Origin of the sequence: Bacillus sp. EKM208B, from assembly GCF_011800725.1 — a bacterium.
In the GTDB taxonomy this organism is placed as follows: Bacteria; Bacillota; Bacilli; order Bacillales; family Bacillaceae; genus Bacillus; species Bacillus velezensis.
The window spans coordinates 213472-225857 of the sequence record NZ_JAANHO010000007.1; the positions used below are offsets into that span (position 1 = coordinate 213472).

Annotated in this window: 13 protein-coding genes and 2 riboswitches; all 13 genes read right to left on the minus strand. The window is 49.1% G+C overall.

Annotated elements, in window-relative coordinates; translation table 11 throughout:
- Window positions 1–17: 17 nt before the first annotated feature.
- A complete protein-coding gene (gene purF / locus G9F75_RS14375; RefSeq protein ID WP_014417105.1) occupies window positions 18–1448 on the minus strand; it encodes an amidophosphoribosyltransferase in 1431 nt (476 codons plus the stop codon).
- Window positions 1424–3652: a phosphoribosylformylglycinamidine synthase subunit PurL gene (purL, locus tag G9F75_RS14380; protein WP_167409179.1), complete on the minus strand. Its 2229-nt coding sequence runs from the start codon at window positions 3650–3652 to the stop codon at window positions 1424–1426. Before purL ends, purF begins: the two co-directional genes overlap by 25 nt.
- Window positions 3636–4319, minus strand: coding sequence for a phosphoribosylformylglycinamidine synthase subunit PurQ (gene purQ / locus G9F75_RS14385; RefSeq protein ID WP_014417103.1), 684 nt, complete (start codon window positions 4317–4319; stop codon window positions 3636–3638). Before purQ ends, purL begins: the two co-directional genes overlap by 17 nt.
- Window positions 4316–4570, minus strand: coding sequence for a phosphoribosylformylglycinamidine synthase subunit PurS (gene purS / locus G9F75_RS14390; protein WP_014417102.1), 255 nt, complete (start codon window positions 4568–4570; stop codon window positions 4316–4318). Before purS ends, purQ begins: the two co-directional genes overlap by 4 nt.
- On the minus strand, window positions 4570–5289 hold the full coding sequence (purC, locus tag G9F75_RS14395; RefSeq protein ID WP_014417101.1) for a phosphoribosylaminoimidazolesuccinocarboxamide synthase: 720 nt from the start codon (window positions 5287–5289) through the stop codon (window positions 4570–4572). The genes purS and purC overlap by 1 nt, the downstream gene beginning before the upstream one ends.
- Window positions 5290–5364: 75 nt before the next feature.
- Complete coding sequence (gene purB / locus G9F75_RS14400; RefSeq protein ID WP_022552701.1) at window positions 5365–6657, minus strand: adenylosuccinate lyase; 1293 nt, start codon at window positions 6655–6657, stop codon at window positions 5365–5367.
- Window positions 6657–7838, minus strand: coding sequence for a 5-(carboxyamino)imidazole ribonucleotide synthase (gene purK / locus G9F75_RS14405; protein ID WP_045206924.1), 1182 nt, complete (start codon window positions 7836–7838; stop codon window positions 6657–6659). The genes purB and purK overlap by 1 nt, the downstream gene beginning before the upstream one ends.
- The gene (gene purE, locus G9F75_RS14410; RefSeq protein ID WP_167409180.1) at window positions 7792–8280 is read right to left on the minus strand and encodes a 5-(carboxyamino)imidazole ribonucleotide mutase; all 489 of its coding nucleotides are present in this window, start codon (window positions 8278–8280) and stop codon (window positions 7792–7794) included. The genes purK and purE overlap by 47 nt, the downstream gene beginning before the upstream one ends.
- A gap of 132 nt (window positions 8281–8412) precedes the next feature.
- Window positions 8413–8514: riboswitch (purine riboswitch) on the minus strand.
- Between the two features lie 78 nt (window positions 8515–8592).
- Window positions 8593–8790 carry an NETI motif-containing protein gene (locus tag G9F75_RS14415; RefSeq protein WP_007609843.1) on the minus strand — a complete coding sequence of 66 codons (198 nt, stop codon included), beginning with the start codon at window positions 8788–8790 and terminating at the stop codon, window positions 8593–8595.
- The gene (locus G9F75_RS14420) at window positions 8787–9341 is read right to left on the minus strand and encodes a DUF2179 domain-containing protein (protein WP_014469850.1); all 555 of its coding nucleotides are present in this window, start codon (window positions 9339–9341) and stop codon (window positions 8787–8789) included. Before G9F75_RS14420 ends, G9F75_RS14415 begins: the two co-directional genes overlap by 4 nt.
- Before the next feature lie 122 nt (window positions 9342–9463).
- A complete protein-coding gene (locus G9F75_RS14425) occupies window positions 9464–9637 on the minus strand; it encodes a Fur-regulated basic protein FbpA (RefSeq protein ID WP_003155777.1) in 174 nt (57 codons plus the stop codon).
- 138 nt (window positions 9638–9775) lie between these two features.
- Window positions 9776–10558: a hypothetical protein gene (locus G9F75_RS14430; RefSeq protein ID WP_053285249.1), complete on the minus strand. Its 783-nt coding sequence runs from the start codon at window positions 10556–10558 to the stop codon at window positions 9776–9778.
- Window positions 10559–10755: 197 nt separating this feature from the next.
- A complete protein-coding gene (locus tag G9F75_RS14435; protein ID WP_007408891.1) occupies window positions 10756–12078 on the minus strand; it encodes an NCS2 family permease in 1323 nt (440 codons plus the stop codon).
- A 131-nt stretch (window positions 12079–12209) separates the two neighbouring features.
- Window positions 12210–12311, minus strand: a riboswitch (purine riboswitch).
- Window positions 12312–12386: the final 75 nt, after the last annotated feature.

Genomic DNA, 12386 nt, shown 5'->3' on the forward strand with positions numbered 1-12386 from the left:
TATGTCATTTTCAGATTTTATTTTGTCAGCACCGCTTCTTTTACGTGAGGAAGCACTGTATCCTGATAAATTTCCGTCGGATATTTGCCCGTAAAACAAGCGAGGCATTGTCCGCAGTTGGTGTCTTCAAATTTTCGGCCGACTCCTTTTAACAATCCGTCTACACTTAAGAAAGAAAGCGTGTCAGCACCGATGATCTGGCGGATTTCTTCCACCGAATGAGAAGAAGCGATCAGCTCCTCATGGGTTGATGTGTCGATGCCGTAGAAGCACGGATGAGCGATCGGCGGTGAACTGATCTTGACGTGCACCTCTGTCGCTCCCGCTTCTCTGAGCATTGTGACAATCCGGCGGCTTGTCGTCCCGCGCACGATGGAATCATCAACCATGACGACCCGTTTTCCTTCAACAACACCGCGGACGGCGGACAGCTTCATTCTGACGCCTTGCTCGCGCAGAGCCTGGGACGGCTGAATAAACGTTCTGCCGACATAACGGTTTTTAATGAGACCGAGTTCGTACGGAATGCCCGTTGCCTCGGCATAGCCGATGGCTGCAGAAATACTGGAATCAGGCACGCCTGTGACGACATCCGCTTCAATCGCGGACTCCTGGGCAAGCATTTTTCCGAGGTTTTTCCGGGCGCTGTGCACGTTAATGCCGTCGATATTGCTGTCAGGTCTTGAGAAATAAATGTACTCCATGCTGCAGATGGAACGGTTGATATTCATGGAGAAACGCTCTGATTTCATGCCTTCATCATTGATGATCAGCATTTCGCCCGGCTCTACCTCGCGAAGGTATGTCGCGCCGACCACATCGAATGCGCACGTTTCTGATGCCACGACGTAAGCGTCACCCATCATGCCGATTGACAGCGGTCTGAGTCCGTTCGGGTCAAGCGCTACGATCATTTCTGTTTCAGTCATGATTAAAAAGGCATAAGCGCCTTTCAGCATAGACAGCGAATTTTTGATCTGATCCTTCAGCGAAAAGTGTCCGCTGCGTTTAATCAGATGAGCCAGCACTTCCGTATCGGAGGAAGTCTGAAAGATGCTCCCTTGGTTTTCAAGCTGCTGCTTCAACTGTGTGGCGTTGACCAAGTTGCCGTTATGGGCAAGCGCGAGGCTGCCGTTGTTTTGCGAACGGAACAGGAGCGGCTGGACATTTTCATATCCGCCTCCGCCTGCCGTCGCATAACGGACGTGCCCGATCGCGCCTTTTCCCTTCACTTTGCTCAGTTCGCCGTTTTGAAAAACCTCGGTAATAAGCCCCTGTCCTTTATGCGCAGTCAGTTTTTCACCGTCAGTCGCCACGATGCCGGCGCCTTCCTGTCCTCTGTGCTGGAGGCTGTGCAGGCCGTAATACGTGATCTGCGGGGCTTCTTCATGTCCCCAGATGCCAAACACACCGCATTCTTCATTCAGGCCTTTGATTTCAGCAAGCATGGAATAGCTCCTTTCCACGCGCGCTCAAGTTCTTTCGTTTGCGCGTGAACCAATTGTTGTCCGTCCTGGTTTTGAATCGCCAGAAGTCCGTCAGCCGTTACCTCGCCGATATGAACCGCATCGGCCATAGCCGCTTCAAACGCCGCTTGGTGTTCTTTTTTCACCGAAACGACGAAGCGTGATTGAGATTCAGAGAATAATAATGCCGCTTCCCCTTCTACAGTCACGTGCGCGCCAAGGTTTTCCGTCGTCATGACGCTTTCTGCAACCGCTACGCCTAAGCCGCCTTCAGACACATCATGCGCTGATTGTACGAAGCCTTTTTTAATCGCGTCAAGCAATGCTTTTTGGCGTGACAGCTCTACATCAAGATCGATTTGCGGCGCTTTGCCGTAAATGCGGCCTTCTGTCATTTTTTGCAGTTCGCTTCCGGCAAACTCAGGTTTTGTTTCGCCGATCACGTATACAAGATCCCCCGCTTGTTTGAAATGCTGTGTCGTAATATGAGCGGTATCTTCAATTAAGCCGACCATGCCGATCACAGGCGTCGGGTAGATCGCCGTTCCGTTCGATTCATTATAAAGTGATACGTTACCGCCGATGACGGGAGTGCTGAGAACATTACACGCCTCGCTGATGCCGTCGGCCGCTTTTTCGATCTGCCAGAAAATTTCAGGTTTTTCCGGGTTTCCGAAATTCAGATTATCCGTGACCGCAAGCGGTTCGGCGCCGGAGCATACGATGTTGCGCGCCGCTTCGGCAACGGCGATTTTCCCGCCTTCTTCTGGATCAAGATATAAATAACGCGCGTTGCAATCCGTCGTCATCGCCAGCGCTTTTTTCGTGCCGCGGATTCTGAGCACTCCCGCGTCAGAGCCCGGAGCGACCACCGTATTTGTGCGCACCATGTAGTCATACTGATCGTACACCCACTCTTTGCTGGCGATTGTCGGCTGCTGCAGCAGGGCAAAAAGCGTCTCTGTCGCATCTTTTACTTCAGGCGCGGGAACTTCCGTTTCCTGAAACTCGCGGTAGTACGCGGGTTCTGCTGACGGCTTGTGGTATACAGGCGCTTCTTCCGCCAGCGCGTCGACCGGAAGCTCGCAAACAACCTCTCCGTTATGGCGGAGGCGGAGCATTTTATCATCCGTAACATGACCTACGGAAACCGCTTCAAGATCATATTTATCAAAAATATCGACAATTTCCTGTTCACGTCCGCGTTCAATGACGAGAAGCATGCGTTCCTGAGACTCGGAAAGCATCATTTCGTAAGCGGTCATACCTGTTTCCCGCTGCGGAATGAAATCAAGGTTCATTTCAATGCCGGAGCCGGCTTTGCTTGCCATTTCAGCACTCGAACTTGTCAGACCGGCCGCCCCCATATCCTGAATGCCGACTAAGGCGTCGCATTGGATGACTTCAAGGCATGCTTCCAGGAGAAGTTTTTCCATGAAAGGATCGCCGACCTGCACCGCGGAACGTTTTTCTTCAGATGAATCTGACATTTCTTCTGATGCGAAAGTAGCGCCGTGTATGCCGTCGCGGCCCGTTTTAGCGCCGACGTACATGACCGTATTGCCGACACCTTTCGCCTGGCCCTTTTTAATATCTTTATGATCAATTAAGCCGACGCACATTGCATTGACAAGCGGATTGCCCTCATAGCTTGCGTCAAACTGCACTTCTCCGCCGACCGTCGGAATGCCGATACAGTTTCCGTATCCCGCGATTCCCGCCACTACTTCTTCAAACAAGTACTTCACACGAGGTGAAGCGAGCTCACCAAATCGAAGAGAGTTTAATACAGCTATCGGACGGGCGCCCATTGAGAAAACATCACGGATGATGCCGCCCACTCCCGTCGCAGCACCTTGGTATGGCTCAATCGCTGACGGATGGTTATGAGATTCAATTTTGAACACGACCGCCTGATTGTCACCGATGTCAACGATTCCCGCGCCTTCTCCGGGACCCTGCAGCACGCGTTCGCCGTTAGTCGGGAATTTGCGTAAAACCGGTTTTGAGTTTTTATAGCTGCAGTGCTCTGACCACATGACGGAAAAAATCCCGATTTCCGTGTAGTTCGGCAATCTTCCGATAATAGATTCAATGAGTGCGAACTCGTCATCACTGACACCCATTTGCTGATAGAGTTTCTCTTCTTTTATTTGTTCTTTACTTGGTTCAAGCAGTAGCGACATGAGTTTCCCTCCAATTTTTCACGATAGACCGGAACAATGTAAGACCGTCTGCGCTGCCGAGCAGTTCATCGACTGCGCGCTCAGGGTGAGGCATCATGCCTAATACGTTGCCTTTCTCATTCACGACGCCGGCAATGCCGCTGACGCTTCCGTTAATATCGCCGCCGTATGTGAAGGCGATTTGATCGTTTTCTTTTAATCTTTCAAGCGTTTCGTCATCACAGTAGAAATTGCCTTCGCCGTGGGCAACCGGAATCGTAATCGATTGTCCTTTTTCATAGGAAGATGTGAATAACGTGCCGCTGTTCTGCACGATTAGTTCAACCGGGCGGCAGATGAACTTTAAATCTTTATTGCGTCTCATCGCGCCGGGCAGAAGTCCGAGCTCCTGCAGAATCTGGAATCCGTTGCAGACGCCGAGAACCGGTTTTCCTTCGGCAGCCGCTTTTTTCACGGCCGGCATGATGTTTGCGAATCTGGCGATGGCGCCGCATCTCAAGTAGTCGCCGTATGAAAACCCGCCGGGGATGAGCACGCCGTCAAATCCGTCAAGGCTTGTTTCCTCGTGCCAGACATACTCGACTTCTTCGCCGAGTTCGTCCTTTACGGCGTGGAACATATCAATATCACAGTTGGAGCCGGGTAACACAATCACCGCAAATTTCACTGTGCGACAACCTCCTCAACTTCATATCGGTAGTCTTCAATGACTGTATTGGCAAGGAGCTTTTCACACATTTCTTTCACGAGCGCGTCAAGATCGCGGTCAGATTTTTCAATCGTCAGCTCCATGTATTTTCCGATGCGCACATCCTGCACTTCATTGTAGGCCATGCTGTGCAATGCATGCTGCACCGCGCTTCCTTGAGGATCGAGCACACTTTCTTTTAAGCTGACATAAACTTTCACTTTATACATTATGAAATGCCTCCCAGTCTTTTGAAAATCTCTTCATATGCGTCGGTTAAGCTTCCCAGGTTCCGTCTGAACAAATCTTTATCGAGCTTTTCGTTTGTGTCTTTGTCCCACAGACGGCACGTGTCAGGAGAAATTTCGTCCGCTAAAAGCACCCGTCCCTCTGCGTCTAAGCCGAATTCCAGCTTAAAATCTATTAATCTGACGCCGCAGTCTTCAAAAATATGCTGAAGTTCTTGATTCACCTGGTTTGTAATCGATTTGATCGTTTTGACCTGCTCAGGAGCCGCAGCTTTTAAGAGCCAGATATGATCTTCTGTGATGAGCGGATCACCGAGTGCATCATCTTTATAGTAAAATTCGATAATCGGCTGCGGAAGCTCAGTTCCTTCCGGGATGCCGAGACGTTTCGACATGCTTCCGGCGGCAATGTTTCTGACCACGACTTCAAGCGGAATGATGCTCACTTTTTTGATAAGCTGCTCTGATTCTGAAACACGCTCCACAAAGTGGTTGTCAATTCCTTTGGCGTGCAGATGTTTGAAAATCAGGCTTGAAATTTCATTGTTCAGACGGCCCTTTCCGCTGATCTCCGCTTTTTTCTCACCGTTAAAGGCTGTTGCGGAATCCTTGTAGACCACGCGGAGAATCTGTTCGTCTTCAGTTTGATAAATCCGTTTCGCTTTTCCTTCATAAAGAAGATTATTGTTCACAATATTCACGGAAGGCCTCCTAACCCGAATGTTGGGAATATTCAATCTATGGCGGCTGAAGAAGCCGCCTCCGGCTGGCTTCTTCTATAAACCTAAACGATCAAAGATCAAGTCGACGTTTTTCAGATGATAATTGTAGTCAAAGCAATCGGCAATCTGTTCCGTTGTGAGACGGGACGTGATTTTTTCCTCAGCTTCGACAAGCTGGCGGAAAGGCACTTGTTTTTCCCACGCTTCCATCGCTTTCGGCTGAACCGTGTCATATGCTTCTTCACGAGGCAGACCCGTGTCGATTAAAGCGAGCAGCACGCGCTGAGAGTAGATTAAACCGAGTGTGCGGTCCATGTTGCGTTTCATATTTTCCGGGAATACCGTTAAGTTTTTGACGATATTGCTGAATCGGTTCAGCATGTAATTCAGCGCGATTGTCGCGTCAGGAAGAATGATGCGCTCAGCTGATGAATGAGAAATATCACGCTCATGCCATAAAGGTACATTTTCGTATGCCGTCAGCATGTACCCGCGGATCACGCGCGCCATGCCCGTCATATTTTCCGACCCGATCGGATTCCGTTTATGAGGCATAGCCGATGAACCTTTTTGTCCTTTCGCAAAAAACTCTTCCACTTCACGTGTTTCACTCTTTTGCAGACCGCGGATTTCCACTGCGAATTTTTCAATGCTCGTCGCGATCAAAGCCAGTGCCGCCATGTAATCCGCATGACGGTCGCGCTGTAATGTCTGAGTGGAAATCGGCGCCGCTTTCAGGCCGAGTTTTTCACAGACATACTGCTCTACGAACGGATCAATATTCGCATATGTGCCGACCGCGCCGGAAAGCTTCCCGACTTCGATCCCTTCTTTTGCCTGCTTGAAACGTTCAAGGTTGCGTTTCATTTCTTCGTGCCAAAGCGCGAGCTTCAGGCCGAATGTCGTCGGTTCCGCGTGTACGCCGTGCGTGCGGCCCATCATGACCGTGTATTTATGTTCTTTCGCTTTTTCTTTTATAATGTCAACAAATCTCTCAATGTCCTTGAGCAAGATCTCATTCGCCTGTTTTAATAGATAGGAAAGAGCGGTATCCACGACATCTGTTGACGTCAGGCCGTAGTGAACCCATTTTCTTTCTTCGCCTAATGATTCTGAAACCGCGCGGGTAAATGCAACGACGTCATGGCGCGTATCCTGCTCGATTTCCAAAATCCGGTTGATGTCAAAAGACGCGTTTTCGCGCATGACCTTGACGTCTTCTTTCGGAATGACGCCAAGCTCAGCCCAGGCTTCACAGGCTAAAATCTCGACTTCCAGCCATGCCTGGTATCTGTTTTCGTCCGTCCAGATCGCGGACATTTCAGGTCTTGAATAACGTTCGATCATTATGCTCGTCCTCCGTCTCTTTTCATCCATATGTTCGTGATGTCCTGAATCCATGTTTCATCAGGCTTCCGCAAAAATGTCATATGCCCCATTTTGCGGCCTTTTTTAATCTCATGTTTTCCGTACAGGTACAGTTTGGCTTCTTTTAAAAGCTCCGTATGCTCCTCCGCAAGCTTCACTTCATCACCGAGCAGATTCACCATCATTCCCGGTTTGAGAAGATCGGTTCTGCCGAGAGGAAGTCCGCAGACCGCTCTGATGTGCTGTTCGAATTGGCTCGTTTCACAAAGGTCGAGCGTATAATGCCCTGAATTGTGAGGACGCGGCGCCAGTTCATTAATCAAAAGGTCTCCGTCTTCCGTGACGAACATTTCCACCGCAAGCGGCCCGACAAGTTCCAATTTCTCCGCGAGCTGAACGGCAAGCGCCTCTGCCCGCTTCTGAACCGTTTCCTCCGCTCTCGCGGGCACGATGCTTTGGAACAGAATATTATTTTTGTGGATATTTTCAGCAGCCGGAAAGGTTGAAATCTCACCGTGCACCGATCTCGTCACGATAACGGAAAGCTCCATCCGGAACGATACCCAGCTTTCAAGTATGCACGTGCCGTTTTCTAACAGCGCAGCCGCTTCATCTGTCTGTCCTTCTTCCTTAATGACAAATTGGCCTTTGCCGTCATATCCGCCGCGGCATGTTTTCAGCACCGCCGGGAGTCCCAGTGCCTGAACGGCTTCCTCAAGCTCCCGTCCGCTGTTTACGATCCGATAAGGAGCGACTTGACAGCCTGCTGACTGGATCGCCTTTTTTTCCGTTTCCCTGTTCTGGGTGATGAGCAGCAGCTCGCTTCCCTGGGGAAGATATGCATGTTCTTTGAGCCAGTTGAGCGCCTCGTAATCGATATTTTCAAATTCGTAGGTAATGATGTCACTGACTCCGGCCAATTTTTGAATCGCTTCACGGTCATTGTACTGGGCGGTAATCTCAATATCGGCGATCTGTCCGCATGGCGAGTCTTTCACGGGATCGACGACAGCGACTTTATAGCCCATCTGTTTTGCGGCGACAGCCATCATTTTTCCGAGCTGTCCGCCTCCGATAATGCCGATGACGGCGCCGGGAAAAATCGTTTTTTTATCAGACAAGCTGATCACTGCTTTCCAGCACCGTTTGTTTTGTCGCATTTCTTCTCGCCTCTAGTTTATCCGCAATGTCATCGTCAAATGCCGACAAAATTTGCGCGGCTAACAGACCCGCGTTCACTGCGCCCGCTTTCCCGATCGCCGTCGTCGCGACCGGCACGCCGCCGGGCATCTGTACGATAGACAGAAGAGAATCAAGCCCGTTAAGCGATTTCGTCTGAACCGGTACGCCGATCACCGGCAGCGTCGTTTTGGCCGCCGTCATTCCCGGCAGATGCGCCGCTCCCCCGGCTCCGGCAATAATGACTTTTAAACCCCTGTCTCTTGCGCTTTCTGCATATTCAAACATCAAATCAGGCGTCCGGTGCGCGGATACCACCTGTTTTTCATAAGGAATGTGAAGTTCGTCAAGTATGTCGCATGCATGTTTTATTGTCTCCCAATCGGAGGTGCTTCCCATGATGATTCCTGCTAGCGGCTGCATTCTGTTCCCACCTTCTCATGCTTTGTTTTTCAGAAAAAAAAGCCCGGCTTATATTGCAACTATGAGGAAGCAATACAAACCGGGCATGGCGCGCGTATCGTCAGTCGTTCGCTTCTGCGATATCCATGTCAGCTGTTTATCACTTTCCTGCATAGTCCGGCCGTTTACGGCAGCCGGGTAGAAACTTATGGGCCATATTCCCAAGATTATATGAGGTCGTGTTTTGATTTCATGTTTATCTTAACAACGGACTTGGATAATGTCAACGACATTATCGAACGATATAAAAATTCTTTCTTTTAATGTTCGTGTTTAGATCAATTTCCCTTCAAATACGATTTTTTTCCCGCAAGGAACGACTTGAATTGATCCATTTTCTTTCTTTTCTGTAAAGATCGGCTCTTCCATCCGCCGGACGGGCATATAACCCTCTTCCTTCATTAAAGTGAGAATGGTGTCAATCGTTTCATCTTCCGTTACTTCAAACCGTTTCTTTTTTGGCTTTGTCATTCCTTAATTCTCCTCTTCTTCACTGCTTTCACCCAGAATCCGCCGTGGATCGTTTTCGGCTCAAAGGCGATAATAAACGCTTTTTCATCAAGCGTTTTAATCGTATCATAAAGCTGAAGCTCATATTTGCGCGGCGTCAGAATCTGCATGGCGGTCCGGTCTCCTTCAAGTCCGCCCGCAACCCAGCTTGTAACCCCGTATCCTTTTTCCCGGAGCTGTTTCGGCAGGTCCAGATCGAGCTCCTTCGTAATGACGTTGACTGTAATATAGCCGAGCGCCAGTTTCTCTTCAATTTTCATTCCCACTATGACGCCGAGGCCGTAGCCGAGCGCATAGGCAATGACGTTTTGAATTTGATTCAGATTGCCGAGCACGAGACTCAGGCCGGTCACATACACAAGGATTTCAATCGTACTGATGCCTGCGGCGAAATAGCGCTGTCCCTTTAATGTCAGAATCATCCTGATCGTAAAGAAAGAGACATATATAATGTTAATGATGAGAATAATGAGAACCATACCTATACTGTTGGATAAAATCGTCTGCATCACTGATTCCCCTCCTCTGATACTTTGAAAAGCATCAATCCTTCAATTAAGGATAGTTTACCCTCTTTTCATCATTTTCAAAAGAAAAAAAAGCCCGCCCCGCAAGGCAGACTGTTAAGCTCTTATCAGTGAAGCTCGGCTTTTTTCAATCGTTTGACGGCTTCATATTCCTTCTCAAGTTCACTCAGCGTGTACCCGGACAGTTCCTGAACATGGTCTTGATAAAACCCTGAGCGGATCAGTTTTGTCCTCAGGTGCTGTTTTTTCCGATTAATGGCTTCTCGCAACAACGGGGCCATCTTCATCATCCCTTTCCGAATCATAAAGAGTAGTGCCGCTTTCGAATTGCTGTTGCTCTCATCATATCTCGGCCGGGTCCTCAAAACAATACGCTTTATTAGAAAAATTTGTAAACATTGTGAAAGACAAATTTCGACTTATAAAGGGATCAGCGAAGCAGTAAAGTACTCGGAAATGAGCGGCCATGTCACAGCCGTAAAAACGAGCATGATGATGACCGCCGCGGAAATACAGTACATCACGTCAGCCGCAGGCTTTTCAGCCGATTTGTATAGAATCTGCACAAACTGCACCATCGCCGAGGCGGCCAGAAACAAGGTCAGCGCCGTAAACACCACGGTGACGACCGGCAGATTCAATATCGCGAAAATCATCCACACGATAGAGCAGGCGACAGCCGGAACCAAAAGCGATCCGACCCCCGCGGCCGCATCCCGCATCGTAATTTTCTGTTTCATCATATAACGTGATACAAGCCAGACCGCGCCGGCCGCAGCGGCAAAAAAGACGAGCGTATACACGAGAACGACAGTAAAGCCGTCAAAAAACGTATGATGCCGCTCCCCGTATCCGAGAGGCCTTTGCTGGCTTGCCCTCAGCTGAAACCAATTTCCGATTGAGAAAAAGATACTGAATACAAGCATTGAAATAAGAGCATATTTAAAGCGGGAAAAGCCGTCTTCCCCAACGACCTTCACCGGTGATGTCAAAATGCGCAGCGCGAAACGGCAATAACGTTTGGCCGCGGCCCATGCAGAAGCGAGTTTTTCCGTAAAAGCCGGAGCCGGGCGCCGTTCCTTTTCTTTTTTCTTTTGCTTTTGATAACGTCCCGCATTTCTGGACATTCTCGACAGCGGTTCTTCATCAGTCCCCTGATGCTGTTTTTCTTCTTCCAACGTTTCTTTTCTTTCTTCCGTCATGTCAGCAACTCCTATCAAAAAAATACGGCGGAATTTGTTAAATAAGAAAATAAAACACTTATATAAGGTACCGAAGCGTCCTTCAACAGTCAAGCGGTTTTCTTCACCCGGACACCCACATGACGTTTTATCGTATGTATTGGTTTTACGGAATAGGACAAAAACAAAAAACCGGCTTAACTCAGCCGGTTTTTCCGTTATTTCAAGAAGATGAAATACAGGATAAAGATGACGAACAGCCCGTACATAATCGGGTGAACGCTTTTTCCTTTTCCTTTGCAGATCATTGTAATCGGGTAGAATATAAAACCGATCGCAATCCCCGTCGCAATGCTGTACGTCAGCGGCATCATAATCATCGTTAAGAATGCCGGCACAGCCACCTCGAATTTATCCCAGGCGATCTTACCGAGCGGCGCCACCATCAGCGCGCCGACAATAATTAAAGCCGGAGCCGTCACATTCGTGGTGACGACTGACAGAAGCGGCGAGAAAAACATCGCCAGCAAAAAGAGAATGCCCGTGACAACAGCCGCGAAGCCGGAGCGCGCCCCCGCCGCAACGCCTGAGCTGGATTCAACATAAGAAGTCGTTGTAGACGTACCGAGTACGGCTCCGATAACGATTGATGTCGAATCTGCCAGAAGCGCTCTTCCCGCACGCGGAAGTTTGTTTTCCTTCATCAGCCCGGCCTGTGTCGCTACAGCCACCAGCGTTCCGGCCGTATCGAAAAACCCGACGAACAAGAAAGTTAAAATGACAATCAGCATTTGTACGGAGAAGATATCCGGAAGGTGCATCCACGCCTGCCCGAAAGTCGGCGCAAGACTCGGCACGCTGCCGACAATGTGCGTCGGAACTGGAATCAGTCCGCAAACCATGCCGGCAACCGCCGTCAGAAGCATTCCGATAAATACGCCGCCGTTTACGCGAAGCACCATCAGAATGACCGTCACAATAACACCGAAAACCGTCAGCAGCACAGGGCCGCTGTGAATATTGCCGATAGACACCAGAGTCGATGAGTTCGCTTCAATAATGCCCGAACCCTGCAAACCGACAAATGTGATAAACAAACCGATACCCGCGCCGACCGCCAATTTCAGCTCAGGCGGAATCGCATTAATGATTTTTTCCCGCAGTCCCGTCAGCGAAAGCGCCACGAAGATAATTCCGGAAATCAAGACGCCGGAAAGCGCAGCCTGCCATGAAATCCCCATGCCGAGGACGACAGAGAAAGCAAAAAACGCATTTAATCCCATACCCGGCGCAATCGCGATCGGATACTTTGCAATGAGCCCCATTAAAATACAGCCGGCCGCAGACGCCAAGGCTGTAGCGGTGAACACCGCGCCCTGATCAATTTTTAATGCTTCCGGAAATCCCTTCACACCGTTTAAAGACAATGTCAGCGGATTGACGAACAGAATGTACGCCATTGACAAAAAGGTCGTTAAACCGCCGATGATTTCATTACGATAGCTTGTCCCCAGCTCATCAAACTGAAAAAATTGCTTCAAGCCAATTGCCTCCTTCATTCTCTCCCATTTATTCTGCCCGTTATCCGCCAAATAAAAAACGCCCCAAATACATTTGGGACGCTTGACTACATACGTTCAGTCTGAATAAATAAGAATGGATTATTTATATCAAACGATTGAGATTGATCCGTAGTCAAGCCATTTACGGTAGCTTGGTAGAAACTTGCGGGCCATATCCCCGCCATTATACGATATCTGCATATTTGATTTCTGAGTCTATTGTATCAATTCAATTTTGAAAACTCAATAAAAAAAACGAACAATCCCGTTAAAAAAATTTGGTTTAT

Excerpts from the sequence above, each read along its gene's own strand:
- purF (WP_014417105.1), bottom strand. The coding sequence starts at position 1,448 with ATGCTTGCTGAAATCAAAGGCCTGAATGAAGAATGCGGTGTGTTTGGC.
- purL (WP_167409179.1), bottom strand. The coding sequence starts at position 3,652 with ATGTCGCTACTGCTTGAACCAAGTAAAGAACAAATAAAAGAAGAGAAA.
- purS (WP_014417102.1), bottom strand. The coding sequence starts at position 4,570 with ATGTATAAAGTGAAAGTTTATGTCAGCTTAAAAGAAAGTGTGCTCGAT.
- purB (WP_022552701.1), bottom strand. The coding sequence starts at position 6,657 with ATGATCGAACGTTATTCAAGACCTGAAATGTCCGCGATCTGGACGGAC.
- purK (WP_045206924.1), bottom strand. The coding sequence starts at position 7,838 with ATGCGACAAAACAAACGGTGCTGGAAAGCAGTGATCAGCTTGTCTGAT.
- purE (WP_167409180.1), bottom strand. The coding sequence starts at position 8,280 with ATGCAGCCGCTAGCAGGAATCATCATGGGAAGCACCTCCGATTGGGAG.
- G9F75_RS14415 (WP_007609843.1), bottom strand. The coding sequence starts at position 8,790 with ATGACAAAGCCAAAAAAGAAACGGTTTGAAGTAACGGAAGATGAAACG.
- G9F75_RS14425 (WP_003155777.1), bottom strand. The coding sequence starts at position 9,637 with ATGGCCCCGTTGTTGCGAGAAGCCATTAATCGGAAAAAACAGCACCTG.
- G9F75_RS14430 (WP_053285249.1), bottom strand. The coding sequence starts at position 10,558 with ATGACGGAAGAAAGAAAAGAAACGTTGGAAGAAGAAAAACAGCATCAG.